This window comes from Streptomyces sp. NPDC088400 (genome assembly GCF_044753355.1).
GTDB lineage: Bacteria > Actinomycetota > Actinomycetes > Streptomycetales > Streptomycetaceae > Streptomyces.
Genome location: NZ_JBIVMZ010000002.1, coordinates 479,262 through 500,802, shown reverse-complemented (window position 1 = coordinate 500,802; position 21,541 = coordinate 479,262). Strand labels below are relative to the sequence as shown.

Below are 21,541 nucleotides of genomic sequence, written 5' to 3'. Positions count from 1 at the left end.
TCGGCGCCGGTGCGCGTCCGATGCGGCCCGCGCCCGATCGACTCCGGTGCGCGCCCGGTTCGGACCGACCGATTCGCCCGCGCCCATTTCGGCCCGCGCCCGTTTCGGCCCATATTTCGTTCAACCGCTGACCGTTGGTCAGACGGCCACATCGCCCTCGTCCTTCCGGCCGGCCCAGTCCGCGAGGGGGGCCAGTTCGGAGAGCTGGGTGCGGCCCGTCACGCCGAGTTTTCGGTAGACGTTCGTCAGGTGTTTCTCCACGGCGCGGACGCTGACGCCGAGTTCCGTGGCGATGTTCGAGTTTCCCTGCCCGGCAGCCACCAGGACGGCGATCCGGCGCTCCTTGGGGGTCAGCCGGGCGGCGGCGGAGCTGGCCAGGGCGCTGTTGCCCCTGACGCGACCGTGCGCGGCGTCGTGGGTCTTCGACCCCGGCTCGTTCCGGGTACGGCGTCCTGCGGCGGCGGTGCGGTCCCCGGCGAACAGCCTGAGCCCGAGCAGCAGATGCGCCTTCGCGGTCTCCAGCCGGTCGGCGGAACCGTCCAGCACCTCCACGGCGCGCAGGGCCAGTTCGACGCTGGGCTCGCCTTCGGTGATGCCGGCCCAGACACGCAGCAGGCGGCCCACGACGCTGGGGGCGCCCCAGGCCATCGCCTGTTCGTACTCGCACACGATCAGGTCCTGCGCGAGGTCGGGCCTGCCCAGCCGGTGCTGCAACCGTGCCGCCCAGGAGCGCCAGGGCAGTACGGCGGGGTTCGTCCAGCCCATGAGTTCGTGCTCGCGCCCGGCTTCAAGTGTGTGTTCCAGGGCGGCGGCGGTGTCGCCGGCCAGCGAGGCGAGCACCCCGTCGACGGCGTGCCCGAGCCAGGGGGCGAGCAACGAGTTGTCCAGGGCCCGGTACTGGGCGAGCGGGCCCTGCGCGATGTCTGCCGAGCCACCGTTGGCGATGGTCAGAGCCAGTGCCTCGCAGCAGCGTCCGGTGACCGAGGCGAGTTCGGGGTCGGCGTGTCGCAGCGTACGGGCCGCCAGGAGCGCCGCTTCGGCGTGCCGGCCGCGCCGTACCAGGGCGAACGCGCGCTCGGCGTCGGCGGCCAGCGCGTCGGTGCCCCGTTCACCGCCGGACTGACGGGCCATGACCGTCACGGCGGCGAGCCAGGCATCGGCCTCGTCGAGGAGGTCGGCGGCGAGCATGGCCCGCGCGGCGAGCGGTAGGGCGGTCTGCAGGTCGTGTGCGGCCGGGGGTGCGGCGAGCACAGCTCGGTGGGCCAGTTGGCCGACGGCGGCGGAGTCCGTTCCGACGAGCATGCCCGCGTAGGCGAGGAGGGCTCCACGGTCCCGGTCGTGGCCCGTCCGGGGATCGAGGTGACGGGCCTCGAGACGGAAAGCGCGGACGGTCTCGGTGAAGGGACGGATGTGCCCGAGGTTCGCGAAGCCCACGCGTACGTCGAGGGCGAGTGCGGATGCGCGTCTCTCGCCGTCGAGAAGCGCCGGGTCACCCAAGGCCCTTGCTGTATCGGTGAGTTGCGTACGGAGCCCGCCGGGTGGCGACTCCCAGGCGAGTACGGGGATGCGGGCGATCTCGCGGGCGCGGTCGGCCGGTGTGGGCAGGTCGGGCAGGGCGTGCACCAGGTACCGGAGCCCGCTGACGGGCGCGGTGGTCCTCTCGGCTCCGGCGAGTTCCACGAGGAGTTCGGCGCGCGCGGGTCCGTGGTGGCCGACGCCGAGCAGGGCCTGTAACAGGTATTTCCTGGCCAGGGCGGGGTTGGCGTTCGCCATGTGTGTCCGTGCCGCGGCGCGCAGGACGCCGGTCTCCCAGGCGTCGGGCGGGTTGCCCGCGGCCAGCACGTGTCTCGCCACGTCCACGGGGGGCCTGCCCGAGGTGTGCAGGGCCCGCGCGGCCTTGCTGTGCCAGTGCGCTCCGGCCGCCGCGTCGAGGGAGTTCTCGACGGCTGTGCCGATGACGTCGTGGGCGAAGCGCGGGGCCGGGTCGTCGGCGAGCAGTCCCGTGGAGGTGAGCGCGGCCAGGGCGGTGGTGCCGTCCGGTGCGGAGAGCCCGGCGAGGGAGAACAGTTGGGAGGCGTCGGTACGTGGGCCGACGACGGCAAGCGCGACGGCGATCCGGTGGGCCGACGGGTCCAGTTCGGCCAGGGCTCGGACCGCGTGACCGCCGATGGAGGCGGGGCGCGCGGTCCGGGCTGCCCCGGGCCAGGGTGGCCGCCGGGAGCGGCGAAGTTCGCGAAGGACGGCGGCGAGGAACAAGGGCCTGCCGCCGGAAGCCTCGGCGCAGGCCCGTACGAGTTCACCGTGTGAGCCTTCGAGTGCGCCGTGCGGGCCGTCACGTTCACCCTGAGAGCCGTCGAGCTCACCCTGAGAGCCGTCACGTTCGCCCCGCGTGCCGTCGAGCTCATCGTCGTCGTGTGAGCCACCGAGGCAGTACGCGGTCATGGCGGACACGCCGTCCAGGGACAGCGGCCCGAGCGGCAGGTGGTCGGTGACACGGGCGAGGAGGTCTCGCAGCGGCGGGGACGCCGCGGCCGGGTCGGCCGGATGCGGCGCCACGACCACGATCACGACCGGTGTCTCCGCCAGCCTCTGCCCGATCAGCGCGAGCCAGCGGAGTGAGGGCGCGTCGGCCCAGCGCAGGTCGTCGATGAGCATCAGCACGGGCCGGGTCGCGGCCAGGCCGAGCACCACGTCCCGCAGGCGTAGTTCCTCGCCGCGATCCAAGCGATCCGTACCGCCCGAACCGTCCAAACCGTCCGTACCACCCGAACGATTCGTACGATCCGTGGTCCCGGCCGCCGGGGCCGCGTCCGCGGTGGCATGCTTACCGTGCAGCATCTGCCGGGCGACCCCGAACGGGATGTCGTTCTCGGAGCGGGCGCCCCCCGCGTGGAGGACGACCGGCTCGGACGGATGAGTGTGCGCGGCCAGTTCGCGCAGCAGCGCCGACCTTCCGGATCCGAAGGGGCCCGACACAGCCACCAGGGCGCCCCGCCCGTGGCGGGTGTGGTCGAGCGCCCGCCGGACGGTCTTGATTTCCTGCGTGCGTTCGATCAGCACGAATCTCGTCCTCGTTCGGCTCTGTGAGTACCGGCCCGTTCCGACGAACCGGCTCGTTCCCCGTACGTCCGTTCCCCGTACGAGCCAGTTCGACGTCGGGACGTTACGAGGACACGTATTCGGGACGCACTCGGGGCGGCCACTGGCCGACGGCGAAAACGCCCATGGAATAGCCTTTCGAGATCAGCGCGGGCCTGTTGGTGACCTTGAGTTTCCGCAGCAGGGAGGTCACGTGGTACTCGACCCCGCCACGGCTGAGGAAGAGCTTCGCCGCCAGCTGGACCGTCGACTCGCCCGCGGCCACGCCTTCGAGGATCCGCGCGTGCACGGGGCTGAAGAGCTTCCGGCGGCCCACCAGCATCTGCGGCCCGGTCTCCGAGGCCTCCGGCTTGACCAGCACCATGATGGTGCCGACCCGGCCGGCGCTGCCGCGCACCGCGATGCCCGTCATCTCGCCCAGGAAGACCGAATCCTTGGCGCCCAGCGCGACGATCTGGTCGGCGAAGCGCGGATTCTGACCGTCGGTCAGGCGGATGAACTCATTTTTCACCTTGCCCTGCACGCTGGGGTGCAGGAAATCACAAATGTTCTTTCCGTGAACGTTGTTGGAGGTCCGTCCGAACTGCTGGGTGAACAAGCGGTTCGCTTCCAGTACCCGCAGTTCGAGGTCCAGATTCGCCATGCATATACCGGATTGCTCGAAGAGCGACCAGTAGATATCGCGATACTGCTCCGTACAACGGTCCTGTAGCTGAGTCGGGACAATCTCTTCCGAGACGAGACCAGAGTTACTCACGGGATAGTTGACCATTTCTCTCAAGTTCACTTGAGTTGACGATCCGATACCGAATTCCGCTCCCATGTGAAATTTTGTTTTCTTACTCCTTAGTCTATGAATGCCAAAACACATGTCAAGGGCAGGAAGTCGCTTGGGAACTTGATCCGCTTAAGACTGCGGTGCCCGCACTCAACGGTTCGGTACAGCGCGGTTCGGTACGGTGCGGGCCACTTGACCTGGTGTTTTACGGTTGCCTGCGGGGCAGACGCAGAAAATTAACATCGCAACCATCCGGACGTAACCCGGCGTAAGGTCCAACATGACCTCACACGTTCCAACATCACGGAAAGGATTACAGAGGCCCATGGAGGGGATCACTCAACCGGCAGACCATGGCTCGTAAAAGAAATGGAAAAAACTATTCCCGCGCATCTCGGTCATTCACCGCGCTGGTGAACTCCAAGCGCCTCGGCGAGCGATGCACGGCCGTCGACGTCGAGTTTTCGATAACAACCGGTAAGGTGCTTTTCCACCGCACGTCTGGTGATGTCCAGCTCGCCCGCGATCTCCTGATTGCTGCGACCACGCGCGGCGAGTTCGGCCACGGTGGCCTCGGCGCGGGTCAGTGCTGACCTGGCGACCGCGGCCGACGCCGGCGTCACTGCCCTGACCAGGCCTCCTGCCCACTCCCCCGGCACGGAGGTACGCAACTGCCGGGCCAGCCGGCGCCCCCGGGCGAGCAGTCGGTCGCCCTCCACCGGAGCCTCCTCCTGCACACGCTTCCCGAGAACGATCAGGGTCCGCGAAAGTTCCAGCCGGCTGTCCACGTCCCGCAGCACCTCGACCGACTGCCGCAGTGACTCCACCCCGCGTGGCCCGTCGGTCACCATGCCCCTGACCCGCAGCGCGCGGCCGAGCATGGTCGGCGCGCCCCAGGTCAGTGCGCGCCGGTGATACTCGTCGCTCAGCTCGGTCGCCTCACCGGTCCGGCCCAGCCGGTGGAGGAGCAGCGCCGCCGACACCTGCCACCGCGCCGTCGCCGGGTGGCACCACCCGGCCCGGTCCAGCAGCCGACCGCAGTCCAAGAACTGCGCCAGCGCCGCGGGCAGGTCCCCGCGCGCGGCGGCCAGGTCCCCCCGCAGATTCCGCCGGAGCATGAACGTCACCAGGTCGGTGCTCGGGCCCACCGCCTCCAGCACCCGGTTGAGCAGCGAGAGGTCCTGGAGTTCGAGGGCGACCGTGCCGAGCGCCACGGCGGCCATCCGTTTGGTCTCCGGCCGCTCCCGTTCGGCCAGCGTGAAGCCGAGGAGCGCGCATTCCCGTGCCTTGGCGACATCCCCGCGGCCGAGCAGGATGACGCTCCGCTGCGCCTCGACCAGCGCGGTCAGCTCAGGCTTGCCCTGCCGCCGGATATGGGTGAGTGCGGCGTCGAGCCAGGACGAGACCGCGTCACCCGCGTCAGCGGCGAGCAGTATCCACGGCAGCATCTGCAACGGCGCGCTGATCCGCTCGGTGTTGGTCGGCTCGTGGTCGAGGAGCTTGCGGGCGATCCGTACGACCTCGGCGCTGCCGATCCGGCCGGTGAGCGCCGCGGACTGCAGCAGCACCACGCGCAGTTCCCGCTCGGCGCAGCCTTCCCAGCCGACCGGGGCGGCGTCCCCGCCGAGTTCCGCGAGCCGTGCCAGCGCCGACGTCAGTGCGTCGGGATCCTCGAGCCTCGCGAAACGTGAGCGGGCCTCCAGTCGCAGGGCCATGTCCCGGTCGTATCCGTCCGGCGCGGCGAGTTCACCGAAGCGGTCGGAGACATCGTGGACCAGGCCGGCGAGTTGGTCGCCGCCCGTCATTTGCAGCGGGATCCAGGACAGCACCTCGGCGCGGCTGCGGTGGTCCGGCATCAGGCGTGCGGCCTGCGTGAGATGCCGGACCGCCGAGTCCGGCACCGTCACCAGTTCCACGGCGGCCAACTCCACCAGCACATCGGCCCGTTCACGGCCCTCGGCCGGCAGGTCCTGGAGGGCCCGGCGCAGATAGCGGACGGCCGGCCCCCACGCGCCACGTCTGCGCGCCGCCACCGCGGCAGCTCTGAGCTGGTCGATCTCCCAGCAGTCGCGCAATATGTCGACGTGCAGCAGCTGCGCGGCGATCGCCTCCGGCGCGGCTCCGCACTCCTCCAGCAGTACGGCGGCGGCGCGGTACAGCCGCGAACTCTCCTCCGCGCTCAGGGATTCCACGACCGCACGGGCCATCTCGGGTTCACGCACCTCGGGCCGGCCGGTACCGCTCAGCAGTCCGGCCTGTCTCAGCACCGTCCGCGCGGCGGCGCGCTCGTCGCGGCCCAGCCCGCTCAGCCGCGCGACCAGTTCCTCGGTGGCCTGGTCCGCCAGCACCACCACGGCTTTCGCGAAGGCGTCGGCGGCGGGGTCGCGGCGCAGCAGGAAGAGCAGCCGTTCGCGCCGGAACGTGCCGCCGAGCGCGCGGAGCCCTGGCACCTCCGCCGCCCGGCCGCGTAGCCGTTGTGCCAGGGCGCGGTCGAGCAGGACGCGCAGTTCCTTCGGTCTGCCGCCGGTCAGTTCGTGGCAGGCGGTCACGAACTCGGGGGCGCAGGTGGCGCCGAACCGGGCCGTGACCAGCGTCGCCGTCGCCTCGGCTGACAGGACTCGCACATGCAGGCTCCGGGTCGCCGCGCACGCGATTTCCCGGATCATGGGGTCCCGGGTACCCCGTCCGTCCTGCAGTACCACTCCGATGAGCAGCCGCATGCCGTCCAGCCGGGCCGCCAGGAAGGCGAGCGCGCGCAGCGATGCCTCGTCGACCCAGTGCAGGTCGTCGACCACGAGCAGTACGGTGCGCGTCGCGGCGAGTTCGGCCAGCGCCGTGTGCAGTCCGTGCAGGACCGATACGAGCATGTCGATGCCGATGTCCTGGGCCGGGTCGAGGCCGGCCTCGCCGGACACCGGGGCGAGCATGGCCCGCGAGGCGGCGGGGATGAGTTCCTCCCGCGAAGCGAGCAGGGGCAGTACGAGCTGGCGTACGACGCCGAGCGGGAAGCTTCGCTCGCTCTGCGCCCCGGCGCAGCGCAGCACGCGCGCGCCGGCCGCCTCCCCGGTCGTCATTAGTTCACGCAGCAACGCCGTGGTACCCGTGCCCGGCTGACCGCCGATCAGCAGCAGCGCGCCCTCGCCGGACTCGACCTCCAGTACGGCCTTGCGCACCACGGTCAGCTCCGGTTCGCGTTCCAGCAGCACGGCCTCACGCCTCCCGGTCGTCGGGCGCGAACCGGGCCACCAGCTCGGCCCTGCCCTTGATTCCGAGCTTGCGATAGACCTTGCTCAGCCGCAGTTCGACCGTACGGGTGGCGATGTCGAGCCGCCCGGCGATCTCCCGGTTGAGCCGGCCGTGAAGGGCGAGCCGGGCCACGTCCCGCTCGGGCTCGGGCAGCGCGTCGAGGGCGGAGGACTCCGGCTTCTCCGGCCGCCGGTGGGTGTTCAGAGCGAGATCCACACCGAGTTCGGCCAGCTTATCCATGGTGCGGCCGCACATCCGCTCGACGGCGTCGCCGGTGCCCCAGCGTTCCAGTACGGCGTGTTCCTCGGCGACGAGCCGGGCGGCCCTGTCGGTGGCGCCGAGCGTACGGTGCGCCACGGCGGCCGTGGTCCGCCAGGGCAGCAGCATCGGGTTCTTCCACCGCCGGACGCGCAACAGCCGTCCGCACTCCTCCAGGTAGACCAGGGCGCGCTCGGGATCGCCGGTGACCAGCCGGAGTTCGGCCCTGGCGTAGAGCAGGTAGGCCCAGCCGATGCCCTGGTCGGCGACGTCGGGGAGCGGGCGGTCCGCCGCCTGCCGTGCCTGTTCCAGTTGGCCGCAGCGGATCTTGCCCATGATGTCCATCGCCACGAACTTCGCGGCCAGCGACGGATGCCAGGAGTCGAGGGGCAGTTCCCGCAGGGCGGTGGCCAGGTCCCGCAGCCCGTCCTCGGGGCGGTTCCGGCGTATCGCCGCGCCCCCTCGGTGGAGCAGTGCTCGGGCCGTGATGGCTCGGGCGTGCTGTCGGCGGGCGTCGGCCACCACGGTGTCGAGTCCACGCAGGCCCGGTTCGACGTCGACGGCGCACAGCAGCGCGCGGGATGCCGCGATACGGCACATCAAGGGGACGTCGGTGTGCGCGTCGAGGGCGGCCGTGGCCAGTTCCCGTACGCGTTCACGGTCCTCGGCCAGGGTGGCCAACTGCCAGGCGAGGACGCCGGCCTGGGCAGGGTCGGCGGGGCGGGCCGCGGGGGCGGGCAGGGGCGCGACGGGGATCTCCGGGCGGGTGCCCACCTCCTCCTGCGCGAGCCAGCCGAGGGCGCTCAGCGGAGAGAGTCCGGCCGCGTCGACGGAACCGGCCGACGCCTGGTACAGCTCGGAGAGCACGCGCCGGGCGGTCTCGGCGTCGCCGCGCCCGAGCAGCAGGTCGGCCGCCCGCAGCACGGAGGGCCACGAGTCTGGGCTCGCGTACCGTACGAGGACCTGACGGAGCCTGCCGTCGCTGGCCTGAGGCGCGTTGACGACCTCGATGGCCGCGAGCCGGGTGAGGACCCGGGCACGGTCCGCGTCGTTCATCGGCTCGCGCAGGGCACGGCGCAGGTCCGTGGCCGCGGAACTCGTCCTGCCCTGCCGCAGACGGTACGCGGATGCCTCGCCGAGGGCTTTGCCGGCCCAGGGCAGGCCCGAGACGGGCGCGGCGGCGAGGAGGTCGGCGACGGCGACGGCCTTGGCGCCGGCCTTCCTGCCGAGTTCGGCCGCCCGTAGGTACAGGGCTTCCCGCTCGGTGGAGTCCATGGCCGCGAGTACGTCGGCGGCGAGACGCGGGGAGGCGGGGCGAGGCGTGTCGGGGTCGACCGCGAGGCCCGCGGCGAGGAGGGTTCCGAGGGCGCTGTCCGCGCCGGCCGCGCGGAGTCCGGCCAGCGCGGCGGAGATCTCGAATTCGAAGTCGTCGCCGACGGCGGCCAGTACGCGCAGCAGCGCGAGCGCGTCGGCGGGCAGGCCTCGTACGGCACGCTCGGCGCGCTCGGGCCAGGCCGCCTCGGCGACCGAGGTCAGACGCGGGATCCCCGCGGCGTCCAGCGGCAGGTTCCGGGCGATGAAGTGGTCGGCGACGGCCCGTAGTACGGCCGGACGGCCCGCTGTCGCGTCGGTGGCCGCGACGGCCACGGACTCCTCGGTCTCCCGTCCGCTCAGGTTCTCCAGCAGCTGCCGGGACTCCGCTGCGGACAGGGGGGTCAGCGGGAGTTCCCGCGCCGTGGGAAAGCCCGCGTTGTCCAGGAGGTGGTCCTCGCCGAGGTGGCCGGCGAGCGGGCCGTGGCTGGATCCGACGAGCAGGATCGAGGAGTGGTGCGTACGCCGGGTCATGGCGGTGAACCAGCGCAGTGACCAGGGGTCGGCCCATTGCAGGTCGTCCACGGCGAGCAGCAGCGGGCGCTCGGCGGCGAGAGCCAGGAACTCGTCGCACAGCCGTGGTACCGAGGCGGCGATGCGGCCGTCCCGCATACAGGCCGTGGTCAGTTCGAGCATCCGGGTCGGCGGGCGGAGCCCGGCGAGGAGCTGGGTCACCGCGGCGTAGGGGATGTCCGATTCGACGGGCGAGCAGCGGGCGAGTCCGGCTGCCAGACCCCGCGCGCGGGCCAGGGTGGCGACCCGGTTCAGTACGGCGCTGCGTCCGATGCCGAGCGGGCCGGTCACGCCGGCCAGACCCGGCCCACCGCGCTCCAGGGTCTCGATCATGTCGCCGAGCGCGGCCAGGACACTTGCGCGGCCGACGAGTTCGTCGGCCGCGACCGGGGGTGCGACGCTCATCGCGGCACCTGCCCGGAAGCCGTACGGATGGCGAGGGCACCGGCAGAGTGCGCCGCGTCCGTGAAACGCGCGCGACAATTCCGCATGCACACCTCTCGTATCACTCGGGTCAGTGACTTGTATTGAAGTGGTGACACCGGAGATTACAACTCCGCAGGTGACGGTGTGCCCTTCTGACGGTAACGTTGAGCTTTTCTTGAGGTTGCGGGAAACGCAACGCGCATTGATACATGCTTATCGAGCGCAATGGACCTAATGAGGACTCTTTTTCCTCAAGCCCTTATTAAAGGGACGCTACGTCTCCGACAGCACGTCGGCCAGCTCCTGCCTGCCCCGGATGCCGAGCTTCCGGTACACGCTGGTGAGGTGGAACTCGACGGTCCGCTGGGTGAGGAAGAGGGACTCGGCGATCTCCCGGTTGGTCGCCCCGGCGAGCGCCTGCTCGACGACCCGGCGCTCGCTGCCGCTCAACGCGTCGGCGGGTGAGGCGGTGCCGCTGCGCAGCCGGCCGCCCGCCTCGGTGAGCGCGGGCAGCGACTGGTCGAGTTGCAGCTTGTCCCGGCACAGCACGGACAGGTCGATCGAGCGGCGCAGCCGGTCGCGCGCGCCGTCGGCGTCGCCCCGCCGGTAGAGCCTGCGGCCGAGCAGGTACTCGGCCCTGGCCTGTTCGAGTTTGCCCGGGGAGTCCGCGAGGGTGTTCACGGCCTCGGTGAGCAGGTCGATCCCGGCGTCGCCTTCGGTCAACACGCCACGGGCCATGCCGAGCATGCCCCGTGCCCGTTTCGTACCCCAGCGGTGTACGTGCTCCTCGACGCGTTCGAGGATGTCCAGCCCTTCGTGGTGGCGGCCGAGTCCGGCGAGCGCCTCCGCGGCGTCGAACCACCAGGGAGCGAGCACGGGGTTGCCGATGCCGGCCTCCGCGAGGCTGTCCCGGCACCGGTAGAGGTGGGTGAGCCCGCGTTCGTGGTCGCCGAGCGCGGTTCGGACCCGCGCCTGTGCCATCAAGTACCAGTGGTACTCGATGGTGAAGTGGTCGAGCCGTGGCCGGGTGACCGCGTCGAGGACCTCCTGGGCCCGTTCGGGCTCGCCGCGGCGGATGAGCGCGGATGCCAGCGAGGCCTGGGGCAGGACCACGTTGGGGGCCCAGGACTCCTGGAGCGTGAGGTCGAAGGAGAACTGGGCGTCGGCCAGCGCCTCTCCCACGTTGCCCATCCACCGGTGGACCTCGGCGCGGGTGCTGGCGCCGAGGGTGCAGGTCCATGCCTCGCCGTGGCTCCGCGCGTGCTCCAGCAGGGCGGTGAGCGCGGCCAGCGCGGGGTCGATGTCGTCGGCGAGGTAGAGCGACAGGCTGGCGCCGAGCAGCGTCCATCCGCCGAGGGCGACGTCACCGATGCGCAGGACCTTCTCCGCCTGCGCCGCGACCTCGGTGGCGGGCCTGCCCTCCAGGGTGCCGAGCGAGGAGAGCATCGCGAGAAGCTGGCGTTCCTCGGCGGTGTCGCCCTGCGGGGGGACGTAGTGGCGAAAGCGCCGCTTGACCGCGCCCAGGGTGGCCTTCTCGTCGATGCCGGAGATCAGGTAGACGGACTCGACGAGGGTGCGCAGCGCGCGGTCCGCGGGGGTCGGGTCCTCTCCGACCTCCGCTTCGATCGCTTCCAGCACCTCGCTCACCAACGCGAAGGCGCGCAGGGAGTTCTGCACGCCCAGCGAGGTCAGCGCGTACTGCACGGCGAGCGGGACGCGGGCGCGGGGATCGGGCACCAGGGCGAGGGCTCGCTCCAGTTGCTCCAGCGCCGTCCACGGGTCGGTCTGGGCACGCGCTCGGGCCGACTCGGTGAGCAGGGCCACATCGTCCGGGTCGTGTTTGAGGGCCTGGGAGAGGTAGTGGGCCGCGACGGCGGGCGCGCCCCGGTGTTCCGCGCTGGCCGCGGCGGCGCGCAGCGCCCCGACCATCCAGGGTGCCGGTTCGCCGGGCAGGAGCATCAGCTGGACGGCGGCGTCCTCGGCGGGGCGGCCCGAGTCGTTGAGGAGCCGGGCGGCCCGTTCGCGCAGGGCGATCTCCTCCTCGGCGGCGGTCGCGTCGAGCACCGCGCCCCGGAGGAGATCGTGGGCGTAGTCGAGGCGGTCGCCGGCCAGGAGTTCGCCCGCCCTGAGGGCTTCGACCGCCGCGCCGGCCGGGCCGGGCTGGGTCCCGGCCAGCGCGGCGATCATCTCCACGCTCTCGCCGCCGAGTACCGCTATCGCCTTGGCGACGGCGTACGCGTCCTCCGGGAGCCGGTCGAGCAGGGTGCGGGCGACGGCGTCGCGGCCGAGTTCGTCGAGCAGCGCGACCTGTTCGGCTCCGGGCGGGACGTGGTCGCCGCGCAGCCGGGTGACCACCCGTCGTACGAGGAAGGGGTTGCCGCCGGTGATCTCGTGGCATTTGTGGGCGAAGGCCGGGTCCGGTTCGGTGCCGAAGGCCGACCGCAGCATGCCGGCGACGGCCTCGGCGGGGAGCGGCGGCAGGTCGAGCGTCACGCAGCCGAGGAGGTCGCCGATCTCGTCGAGGAGTTCGGGGCGGGGCTCGTCGTGGCCGGTGCGCTGGGTCATCACCACCATGAGCGGCAGGTCCTCGGCGCGGCGCAGCAGGAAGGCGAGCCAGCGCAGCGAGGTCTCGTCGCACCACTGGACGTCGTCGATCGCGAGCACCACCAGGCCGTCGGCGCTGAGTCCGGCGGTGAGCCAGTGCAGGCCGTGCATGACGGCGTACGTGTCGGTGGGGCCGGCGCCTTCCTCACGGTCCGGCCGCAGGACGGGCAGCGCGAGGCGCGCGCTGCCGCTGAGCAACGGGGAGTCCTCGGCTCCGTCCTCGGTGAGCCGCAGCGGATCGAACAGCTCGCGGACGGTCCCGTAGGCGGCCGAGCCTCTCTCCGGGCACTTGGCGGTCAGTACGGTCCTGGCGACGGAGCCGAGGCCGGCGAGGGCGGCGGAGACGAGCTGGGTCTTGCCGATGCCCGCGGGGCCGCGCAGCAGGACGGCCTGGCCCTCGCCGAGGGCCGCGCTACGAGCACGGTCCGCCAGAAGGGACAACTCCCAATCGCGGCCCGCCAGTTCCGTGCCCGGTTCGAATTGCGGACCACTGCGAGCGGTCACCGTGACTCCTCATTGCTGCGGTGACGAGGGCGGGAAACCAAATGACCCGATACGAATCCCGATACGAATAAGGGAGGTGATCACTTGGAGCGACGATCGTACCGCTTCAGACTGTCAGCACACGCGGGCCCGCTCGCCCGATGCGCCTGGCCAGACAGGAGTCGACCCGGTCATCCGTAATGAGTGTGTCGATGTCGGCAAGGCCGCCGAATCGGGCGAAATGATCGCGCCCGACCGTGTGGTGATCGGCCAGTACGACGGTGCGTCCGGCCGCCGAGATCGCCGCTCGTTTGACCATCGCCTCGGAGGGATCCGAGGTGGTCAGGCCGCGTGCGAGGGACACTCCGCCGGGCGCCAGGAAGGCGACGTCGACACGGATCTCGCTCAGCAGACGCATGGCCCAGTCGTCGACCACGGCGAACGGACGGGACTTGATCCGGCCACCGACCAGCATCACGGTGACGCTGCCCTTGTCGGTGAGACGCAGGGCCGAGTCGATGGCATTCGTGACCACGGTGAGTTGGCGGTCGGCGGGAATGAGCCCCACGAATTCATCCACTGTTCGCCCGCCGTCGAGAAAGACCGCGCCGTCCTCGGGGAGATGCGCCAACGCGGCCTGGGCGATGCGCCGTTGCTCCGAGAGGGCGGCCGGCTCGGCGGGCGGCGTCCTCTTCCTGACCTCCGGTCCCGTGTTCACCGGGATGGCTCCGCCGTGCACTCTGCGCAGCAGGCCCCGCTGTTCGAGCAGTGTCAGGTCGCGGCGCACCGTTTCGGTGGTGATGTCGAAGCGGGACGCCAGGCCGGCCACACCGACCCGGCCTGTTCGTCTCACCACTTCAAGGATCGTCTGCTGGCGCTCCTCGGCGTACATCCCCGCCTCTTCACTCGGCCCTGCCCCGGCATCCCTCGTGGCCCTCGTGCGCCATGCCCCCTCCGGCGACCTTCCCCACACCACACGCGTCACGAAGCGGCGTCGCAGCGGCTGAAACAGGCAGCGCTTGGGTGTGGAAACGCAGGTTAACACCCGCTCAAAGTCGCGTCCCGTAGTCGCGTTGAGGTGGCTGAGGTCCGCAGGGGACCCTGCGACGGACGGCCTCGGCGGAGCCGGCGTCCCGCGCGGCAGCGCACCTGGTGGGCACCGGATCCGGGCCGTACCGCCGGACCGGAAGGGGCCCCCACCGGCCGTACGACTGCCCTGAACCGATACGGATTTGAGCCAGTGCGGCTTCGGCAGGGTGACGGCGTGGCGAGAGTGCGACTGAGCGTGGCGGAACGGCGCGACGACCTGTTGCGCGCCGCCGTCGGACAGATCGAGGCACGGGGCGTGGCGGCCCTGCGGATCTCCGATGTCGCCGCCGTGGCCGGCGTCAGGAACGCGCTGGTGCTCTACCACTTCGAGACGGAGGAAAAGCTGGTCGCGGGCGCGCTGGAGCGCGACACGATGCTGAGGTGGCTGGACGAGGCACTCGCCCATGAGCTGGGACTCGAACCCGCCCAGGAGCCGGGCCTCGGCCGCACGGAACTCGACGGCCCCTGACCCGGCCCGGCGACCCCGGGAAGCGGAGTCCGTCACGACGGCCATACTGGGCGGCACGCGAAGGTGTCCGGAACCGAAAGGGAGATTGTGACGCAGCAGCAGACCGATCAGCTCCATCACGATGTGCTGGTCGTCGGAGGCAGCGGGGTGGATACCGTCGTCCGGGTCGACTCGCTGCCGGTTCCACTGGCCGACGCGGTCAGCGTCGGGCCGATCCGCGAATCGCCGGGGCACACCGGTGGCAATGTGGCCCTCGGCTGCCGGGCTCTTGGCCTGGACGTCAAGTTCCTCGACTACATAGGCGACGACTGGACCGGCAACCAGGTCCGCGAACGGCTCACGGCCGGCGGTGTGGACTTCCAGGCCCTGATCTCCCCCGCGGGCACCCGGCGCGCGGTCAATCTCGTCGAGAAGACGGGCCGCCGGATGTCCTTCCACGACGCCCGGGACCCGGACGATCTGCGGATGCCGCGCGACTTCTACCTGCCTCATCTCAAGCGGTCCCGTCATGTTCATCTGTCGATCACCAACTTCACCCGGTTCCTGTACGACGACATCGAAGCGCTCGGCGTTCCCGTCTCGACCGATCTGCACGACTGGGACGGTCTCTCCGAGTACCACAGGGAGTTCGCGCTCCGCTCCGACCTGGTCTTCCTCAGCGCGGCCGGGGCGAGCGAGCGGATCGCCTCGGTGATGCGGGAGATCCTGCGCGAGGGCCGTGCCGAAGCGGTGATCGCGACGGCGGGCGCGGGCGGCTCGTATCTGATGAGCCGCGAGGGAAGCCGCACCCCGCGCCCTGTTCCGGCGACCGTCCCGCCCGCGCCGGTGGTGGACTCCAACGGTGCGGGTGACGCGTACGTCTGCGGTTTCCTGTACGGACGGCTGGCCGGCCGGGACCTGGAGGAGTGCGCCCGGCTCGGTGCGGTGGCGGGTGCCTACGCCTGTACGGGCGAGGGCAGCACGGCACTCATCGCACCGGACGACCTGCTCGTGGGCTGAGGTCCCGGCCCTGCCCCGGACCCGGACCCGGACCTGGACGACCGGCACTCGGGCAATGACCCGACCCGGCGGATTCGGCCGTCGAGCCGACAAGCCGGCCGGACCGTCGGGCCGTTCACGCCCGTCAGGTCTGGCGCGCCGGTTCGTACTCCTCCGCTTCGAGCCCGAAGGTCCAGGCGACCCCCTGCCTCGCCGTCCGGGTCGTGGGCGGCACCCGCAGCCAGTACGTGCGGTGGGTGCCGTCCGGCTCCGGTGTGGAGTTGACCACCTCCACCATCGAGATGTCTTCGTCCCCCCGCATCTCGATCTTCCACAGGACGCCGGTCTCGTCATCGTGGACGGACTTGGCGCCCGACTCGCTCAAGTAGCGGTCGTAGCCGTAGTACTCCAGCATCACCCGGCGCAGCTCGGCGTTGGCCTCGTCGCGTATCCGCTCGGGGGTCAGCGACGGCAGCTCGTCGAGGAACGTGGCGGGAACCGGCATGCCGCGCCACGCGTACAGCGCGAAGCCGTCCGAATAGGCGAGCGCGGGACCGTCCCCTCGGTCGAGGCGGCCCGCCTCGTCGCGGTGGAGCGCCACGGGACGCTCGCAGATCACCACGGCGTGTTCGTACGGCCACCACCAGCCGGCGTGCAGTGCCACTTCGGCGAGTCCTTCGAGACGCTCACTGCGGCCCTCGAAGGCGGCGAGCCAGGCCGCGTCATGCTGTCCGAAGACGGCGTCGAGCAGCACCATACGTATCCCGGCCACCTCGTCGGGCTTCTCCGCGAAGGCTTCCACCACTCCGGCGCGTATCCGCTCGGTGAGCGCACGGGTGGTGTCCCAGAGCCGCGCGCCGGTGATGCTCCAGTGCTCGGCCCAGCCGAGCGGCCCCAACGCGTCGTGCACCCGGCGCCGTTCCTCCGCCCAGGGGTGCGTACGTACCTCGTCGCGCACCGACCGACCGGCGCCGGCGATCGCCCGCGCCGCCCGCGCACCGGCCAGCGGCGAGCCGGCCCAGACGAACCGCTCCGGCTCCGCCAGCCCCGCCCTGCGGTAGGCGAGCCGTACCCCTCGCTCGGCGGCAAGCCGGTCCGTCTCTCCCGTCGCCGCCGCGGCAGCCCGCCACTTGTCCACGTCATTCATGTCTGAAGTCCCGTCCCCTGTCAGCCTTTTCAGCTGTCTCTCCGTACTGCGCCCGGCCGCACCGCCGCAGTCTGTCGGGCCTGCGTGTCCGCGCGGCCCGCGCACCCGTGCGGACGATGTGTCCGCACGCGTCGTGTGCTCAGTCCGCGACGATGCGGACCGCGCCCGGGATGTACTCACGCTGGCGCACCACCCGGAACCAGCCCTTGGGCAGCGGTATCGCCGCGTGCTCCTCGTGCACCACCCGTCCGCCGTCCGGCAGATGGAGGAACATCGGCGCCGACAGGTCGCCGCCCTGTTCCCGGACCAGCCGTCCGGGCCCGGTCACGGCGTGGGCATGGCCGGTGACCTCGCCGAGCGCCAGGACCAGCCTGCCGCGCGCGTCCCTCGGCTCACCGGACACGGCCGCGGCGTCCGTGAGATGCGGTGGCACCGTCTCCCGCTCGACGGGCACGATCAGTACGTCTCCCTGCCGGAACATGGCTCTCCCCTCGACGGGCGGCGCCGAGTGCGCCGACCTGTGAAAGAACGCTACGGGGAGGGTCTGACATTCGGCCCCGGCGCTCGGAGAAGCCTCTCGACGCTCGGAGGGGGCCTACCGGCACCCGAAGACAGGCATTGTCAGTGGCACTTGGTAGAACTGCTCCCACATCAGCCGATCTCCGCTTTATCGCTATCGGGAGCATCCACCGTGTCCATTGACGACGACTTCATGCAGGAGCTGTACGGCCTGCCCGTGTTCGACTTTCCCGATGCCGGGACGAAGGCGGAGCTCCCGGCTCCCTCCTCCGTGGCCTGGCGTGTCTCGGTCGAAGCGTACGACTCCGAGGTGGAGTGGGAGCAGGAGTTCGCCCGATTCACCGAGACCGTGGACACCACCGAGGTCCGGGCACTGATCGTGGGGGCCTGGAGTGATGTCTATGATTCGGGGCCCGACGAGGTGATAAAGGCGATTGTCGCGGCGCGTGACCGGCTGCCCGCGTTGCGCGCCCTGTTCGTCGGTGACATCGACTCCATGCAGTGTGAGATCTCCTGGATCAACCAGGGGCTGGTGACCCCGCTGCTCGACGCCTTCCCCGCGCTGCTCGAGTTCGGTGTCCGGGGCGGTCAGCACCTGGAATTCCCCGCCGTCCGGCATGAGCGACTGCGCTCGCTCACCATGGAGACGGGCGGTCTGGACGCCGAGATCGTGCGGAACGTCGGTGCCAGCGACCTGCCCTCGCTGGAGAAACTGGATCTCTGGCTCGGCACGTCCTGGTACGGCGCGACCACGAGCGTGGCCGACCTGGCTTCCCTCCTCGCCGGTTCGCGGCTTCCCCGGCTGCGGCATCTGGCGTTGCACAACAGCGACATCCAGGACGAGATAGCGATCGCGCTCGCCGGCGCCCCCGTCGTGGCCGGCCTGGAGACTCTCGATCTCTCCATGGGCACCCTCGGCGACGAGGGCGCGGAGGCGCTTCTCGGCGGCCAGCCGCTCACCCATCTCAAGAAGCTCGACCTGCACCACAACTTCCTGAGCGAAGCGATGCGGGAACGGATCCTGGCCACACTCGGCACAGCCGGCGTGGAGATCGACCTCTCCGAGACCGAGGACGCGGACATCGATGACGACGGCACGGAATCTCGCTACACCGCGGTGGCGGAGTAGGCGGAGCAGATGATGCCGCCTTACCCGAGCACCACCGATACCGGCCTGACCGTGATCGGAAATCCCGGCAACCGCCGCGTGACCCTGTTCCAGGACGCCGTGCGGGCCGCCGGACTCCCCTCCGCCCGCGAGGTGTCATGGCTCGATGTGCTGGCCGGCCGGGCCGAGTTGAGGGCCGGTGAGACCGTACGCATCGACTCACCGGGCGAGGACCCGGAGGTGGAGAAACTGCTGCGCGGCGCGGACGACCTCACCCGCGTCGAGGGAACGGGCCGCTGGTACGAGCGGTTCACCACCGCGGTCCGGGGCCTCGGGCAGGCGGCATCCGCCGTGGGGGCCGATCTGCTCGACGCCCCCGATGAGTTGGCGGTGCTCTTCGACAAGCGGCTCTGCCACGGCGTGCTGGACGCGGCGGGGGTCCGGGTTCCCGCGTCGCCCACCTCGGGCGCCGGCTCTCCGGCCGTGTCCGGCTGGGACGACGTACGGGCCCTGATGGCCGATGCCGGGCTGAACCGGGCGTTCGTCAAGATCGCCCATGGCTCGTCGGCGTCCGGAGTCCTCGCCGTCGAAACGGCGGGCCCCGGGCGGGTCCGCGCCACCACGTCCGTCGAACGCGATGGAAAGGGGCGCCTGTTCAACTCGCTACGGGTGCGCCGGTACACGGCGGAGCGCGAGGTGGCCGCGATCATCGACACCCTCGCACCCGACGGACTGCACATCGAGCAGTGGATACCGAAGTCGACATGGGAAGGCCGGTCCGCCGACCTGCGAGTGGTGGTCATCGCGGGCAGGGCCACCCACGTGGTCGTACGGACCAGTGGCTCCCCCATGACCAACCTCCACCTCGGTGGCACCCGGGCGGATCTCGACGCCGTCCGCGCCGCGATCCGGTCGGCCGGTGGCAGCTGGGCCAGAGCTCTCGCCATCTGTGAAGATGCGGCCGGCTGTTTCCCCGGAACCCACTGCGTGGGTGTCGATCTGCTGCCGACCGCGAACTGGCGGCGGTTCGCGGTCTGCGAGGTCAACGCCTTCGGCGACCTGCTGCCCGGCCTCACGGGACTTCCGGGCAGCGACGCCGAGGGCCTGGACACATACGCGGCGCAGCTCGCCGCCCTGCCGAGGCGTGCCCCCCGTAGTGCCACCCGTACGACAACCGTGGACTCGCCGCGCGGACAGCCGGCACGACGGGGGCACCTGGCATGACGCGGACACCGGACATGTACACACCGGACATGAACAGAGTGGTCGGGCAGGACGACCTGCTGCTCGTCACCCTCGACACCCTGCGCTTCGACGTGGCGCAGGAGCTCGCCGAAGCGGGCCGGATCCCGCATCTCGCCCGCCATCTGCCGGGAGGCCGCTGGGAGAAGCGGCACGCCCCCGGCAGCTTCACCTACGCCTCGCACCAGGCGATCTTCGCCGGTTTCCTGCCGACCCCCGCCTCTCCGGGACCGCACCCCAGGCTGTTCGCCGCCCGCTTCGGAGGGAGCGAGACAACGGCCGACGGGACGTTCGTCTACGACACCCCGGACCTGGTTTCGGGCCTCGCCACGGCCGGCTACCGCACGGTGTGCGTCGGCGGAGTCGGCTTCTTCAACCAGCGGGGCGCACTCGGTTCGGTACTGCCGGGGATGTTCCAGGAGAGCCACTGGGAACCGGAGTTCGGTGTGACCTCACCGACCTCTTTCGAGGAGCAGATCGGCCGTGCGGAGCAGGTCATCGCCGGTCTGCCGGCCGAGCAGCGGCTGTTCCTCTTCGTCAATGTGTCCGTGCTGCACCAGCCCAACTGGTTCCATCTGCCCGGCGCCACCCGGGAGACAGGCGACTCGCGGGCCACACACGCCGCCGCGCTCACCCACGTCGACCGGCACATCGGCCGGCTCTTCGCCGCGGCGAGCAGCCGCCGCCGCTGCTTCACCATTGTCTGTTCCGACCACGGCACCGCCTACGGCGACGACGGCTGGAGCGGTCACCGCCTGGGCCACGAAACCGTCTGGACCGTGCCGTACGCCCATTTCTTCCTGGAACCTGGGGCCACCCGATGAGTACAGCCAGAGCCGGTACCACCACCGCGGCCGACACCACCGCCGCAACCGGCACCACGACACCGCGTCCGTACGAGAGTTACGTCTACGCCTACCCGCACAAGACGGCCTACCGCCCGCTGGAGGACCGTCCCGCGCTGGACGAGCTGTGGGCGGACGAGTGGAAGGACGCCCTCTCCCTCTATCTGCACATACCGTTCTGCGAGGTCCGCTGCGGCTTCTGCAATCTGTTCACCCGGATCGGCGCCCCCGACGAGCTGACGACGCGTTACCTCGACGCCCTCGACCGGCAGGCGGCCACCGTACGTGACGCGCTCGGCGACACCGACCCCGTACGGTTCGCCGCCGCGGCCTTCGGCGGCGGCACCCCCACCTTCCTCGACGCCGGTGAGCTGGACCGGCTGTGCGACATCGCCGAGAAGGGGATGGGCGCCGATCTGCGGGACATTCCGCTCTCCGTCGAGACCTCCCCCGCGACGGCCACCGCCGACCGGCTGGCCGTGCTCGCCGACCGGGGCGCCACCCGGCTGAGCATCGGCGTCCAGAGCTTTGTCGACGCGGAGGCGAAGGCCGCCGTACGCCCGCAGCGCCGGGCCGAGGTCGAGGCCGCTCTCGGCCGCATACGCGATGCCCGGATCCCGGTCCTCAACATCGACCTCATCTACGGCATCGACGGCCAGACCGAGGAGACCTGGCGCCACTCCCTGGACGCCGCGCTCGCCTGGCGGCCCGAGGAGCTCTATCTCTATCCGCTGTACATACGGCCGCTCACCGGCCTCGGTCGACTCGGCGCGGGCAGCGACGCCGCCTGGGACGCCCAGCGGCTGCGGCTCTACCGGCAGGGGCGCGATCACCTGCTCTCCCACGGCTACGAGCAGGTGTCCATGCGGATGTTCCGCCGTCCGGACGCCCCGTTCCAGGAATCCGGCGCGGATGACTACGCCTGCCAGACCGACGGCATGATCGGCCTGGGCTGCGGAGCCCGCTCGTACACCTCCGGTCTGCACTACTCCTTCGACTACGCCGTCGACATGCGTGAGATACGGACCATCATCGACACCTACACGACGACGGAGGACTTCTCCCGCGCGGAAGTGGGCCGCCGTATCGACGGTGACGAGGCGCGCCGCCGGCATCTGCTCCAGTCGCTCCTCCAGGCGCAGGGCATGGACGTGGCCGACTACCGCGACCGTTTCACGACCGGCCCGGCCGAGGACTTCCCGGCCGAGCTGGCGCGGTTCGCGGCGCTGGGCTGGCTCGACGAGAGCGCGGGCCCGGGCCTGCTGCGGCTCTCCCCCGAGGGGCTGGCGCATTCGGACGCGCTGGGCCCCGCGCTCTTCTCCCCCGCCGTACGGGCCGCGATGGCCGCGTACGAAGTGAAGTGAGA

At 71.1% G+C, this 21,541-nt stretch carries 13 protein-coding genes and 1 pseudogene; 6 read left to right on the top strand and 8 right to left on the bottom strand.

The window, feature by feature from the left end:
* Positions 1–138: 138 nt before the first annotated feature.
* From ACIQD6_RS07125 to ACIQD6_RS07100, 6 genes are all read right to left on the bottom strand, one after another.
* Complete coding sequence (locus ACIQD6_RS07125) at positions 139–3,060, bottom strand: AAA family ATPase (protein ID WP_401879086.1); 2,922 nt, start codon at positions 3,058–3,060, stop codon at positions 139–141.
* Between the two features lie 103 nt (positions 3,061–3,163).
* The gene (locus ACIQD6_RS07120; protein ID WP_401879572.1) at positions 3,164–3,871 is read right to left on the bottom strand and encodes a LuxR C-terminal-related transcriptional regulator; all 708 of its coding nucleotides are present in this window, start codon (positions 3,869–3,871) and stop codon (positions 3,164–3,166) included.
* Between the two features lie 404 nt (positions 3,872–4,275).
* Positions 4,276–7,083 (bottom strand): AAA family ATPase, encoded by a 2,808-nt coding sequence (locus tag ACIQD6_RS07115; protein ID WP_401879084.1) that lies wholly within the window; start codon positions 7,081–7,083, stop codon positions 4,276–4,278.
* A 4-nt stretch (positions 7,084–7,087) separates the two neighbouring features.
* Positions 7,088–9,670: an AAA family ATPase gene (locus ACIQD6_RS07110; protein WP_401879081.1), complete on the bottom strand. Its 2,583-nt coding sequence runs from the start codon at positions 9,668–9,670 to the stop codon at positions 7,088–7,090.
* A 294-nt stretch (positions 9,671–9,964) separates the two neighbouring features.
* Positions 9,965–12,799, bottom strand: coding sequence for an ATP-binding protein (locus ACIQD6_RS07105; RefSeq protein ID WP_401879079.1), 2,835 nt, complete (start codon positions 12,797–12,799; stop codon positions 9,965–9,967).
* A gap of 106 nt (positions 12,800–12,905) precedes the next feature.
* Positions 12,906–13,670, bottom strand: coding sequence for a DeoR/GlpR family DNA-binding transcription regulator (locus tag ACIQD6_RS07100; protein WP_401879076.1), 765 nt, complete (start codon positions 13,668–13,670; stop codon positions 12,906–12,908).
* A gap of 372 nt (positions 13,671–14,042) precedes the next feature.
* On the opposite strand from ACIQD6_RS07100, the pseudogene ACIQD6_RS07095 reads away from it, so the two are divergent.
* Positions 14,043–14,225, top strand: a pseudogene (locus ACIQD6_RS07095) (TetR family transcriptional regulator); the annotation flags it as partial.
* Between the two features lie 198 nt (positions 14,226–14,423).
* On the top strand, positions 14,424–15,335 hold the full coding sequence (locus tag ACIQD6_RS07090; protein WP_401879074.1) for a carbohydrate kinase family protein: 912 nt from the start codon (positions 14,424–14,426) through the stop codon (positions 15,333–15,335).
* A 124-nt stretch (positions 15,336–15,459) separates the two neighbouring features.
* Here the strand turns inward: ACIQD6_RS07090 and ACIQD6_RS07085 are convergent, their stop codons facing one another.
* Together ACIQD6_RS07085 and ACIQD6_RS07080 are read right to left on the bottom strand one after the other, a co-directional pair.
* Positions 15,460–16,461, bottom strand: coding sequence for a DUF6745 domain-containing protein (locus ACIQD6_RS07085; protein ID WP_401879071.1), 1,002 nt, complete (start codon positions 16,459–16,461; stop codon positions 15,460–15,462).
* Positions 16,462–16,600: 139 nt separating this feature from the next.
* On the bottom strand, positions 16,601–16,942 hold the full coding sequence (locus ACIQD6_RS07080; protein ID WP_401879068.1) for a hypothetical protein: 342 nt from the start codon (positions 16,940–16,942) through the stop codon (positions 16,601–16,603).
* Positions 16,943–17,173: 231 nt separating this feature from the next.
* Here ACIQD6_RS07080 and ACIQD6_RS07075 point away from each other — a divergent pair, with 231 nt between their 5' ends.
* Genes ACIQD6_RS07075 through ACIQD6_RS07060 form a run of 4 tightly spaced genes read left to right on the top strand, consistent with a single transcriptional unit; the run spans position 17,174 to position 21,539 of the window.
* Positions 17,174–18,109 (top strand): STM4015 family protein, encoded by a 936-nt coding sequence (locus ACIQD6_RS07075; protein WP_401879569.1) that lies wholly within the window; start codon positions 17,174–17,176, stop codon positions 18,107–18,109.
* A 12-nt stretch (positions 18,110–18,121) separates the two neighbouring features.
* On the top strand, positions 18,122–19,312 hold the full coding sequence (locus tag ACIQD6_RS07070) for an STM4014 family protein (RefSeq protein ID WP_401879566.1): 1,191 nt from the start codon (positions 18,122–18,124) through the stop codon (positions 19,310–19,312).
* Positions 19,313–19,341: 29 nt separating this feature from the next.
* Positions 19,342–20,154 carry an STM4013/SEN3800 family hydrolase gene (locus ACIQD6_RS07065; RefSeq protein ID WP_401879065.1) on the top strand — a complete coding sequence of 271 codons (813 nt, stop codon included), beginning with the start codon at positions 19,342–19,344 and terminating at the stop codon, positions 20,152–20,154.
* Positions 20,151–21,539 (top strand): STM4012 family radical SAM protein, encoded by a 1,389-nt coding sequence (locus ACIQD6_RS07060; protein WP_401879063.1) that lies wholly within the window; start codon positions 20,151–20,153, stop codon positions 21,537–21,539. Before ACIQD6_RS07065 ends, ACIQD6_RS07060 begins: the two co-directional genes overlap by 4 nt.
* Positions 21,540–21,541 lie beyond the last annotated feature (2 nt).

Coding starts and splice junctions, on each gene's coding strand:
- ACIQD6_RS07120 (WP_401879572.1), bottom strand. CDS start 3,871: ATGGTCAACTATCCCGTGAGTAACTCTGGTCTCGTCTCGGAAGAGATT.
- ACIQD6_RS07110 (WP_401879081.1), bottom strand. CDS start 9,670: ATGAGCGTCGCACCCCCGGTCGCGGCCGACGAACTCGTCGGCCGCGCA.
- ACIQD6_RS07100 (WP_401879076.1), bottom strand. CDS start 13,670: ATGTACGCCGAGGAGCGCCAGCAGACGATCCTTGAAGTGGTGAGACGA.
- ACIQD6_RS07085 (WP_401879071.1), bottom strand. CDS start 16,461: ATGAATGACGTGGACAAGTGGCGGGCTGCCGCGGCGGCGACGGGAGAG.
- ACIQD6_RS07080 (WP_401879068.1), bottom strand. CDS start 16,942: ATGTTCCGGCAGGGAGACGTACTGATCGTGCCCGTCGAGCGGGAGACG.
- ACIQD6_RS07075 (WP_401879569.1), top strand. CDS start 17,174: ATGCAGGAGCTGTACGGCCTGCCCGTGTTCGACTTTCCCGATGCCGGG.
- ACIQD6_RS07070 (WP_401879566.1), top strand. CDS start 18,122: ATGCCGCCTTACCCGAGCACCACCGATACCGGCCTGACCGTGATCGGA.
- ACIQD6_RS07065 (WP_401879065.1), top strand. CDS start 19,342: ATGAACAGAGTGGTCGGGCAGGACGACCTGCTGCTCGTCACCCTCGAC.
- ACIQD6_RS07060 (WP_401879063.1), top strand. CDS start 20,151: ATGAGTACAGCCAGAGCCGGTACCACCACCGCGGCCGACACCACCGCC.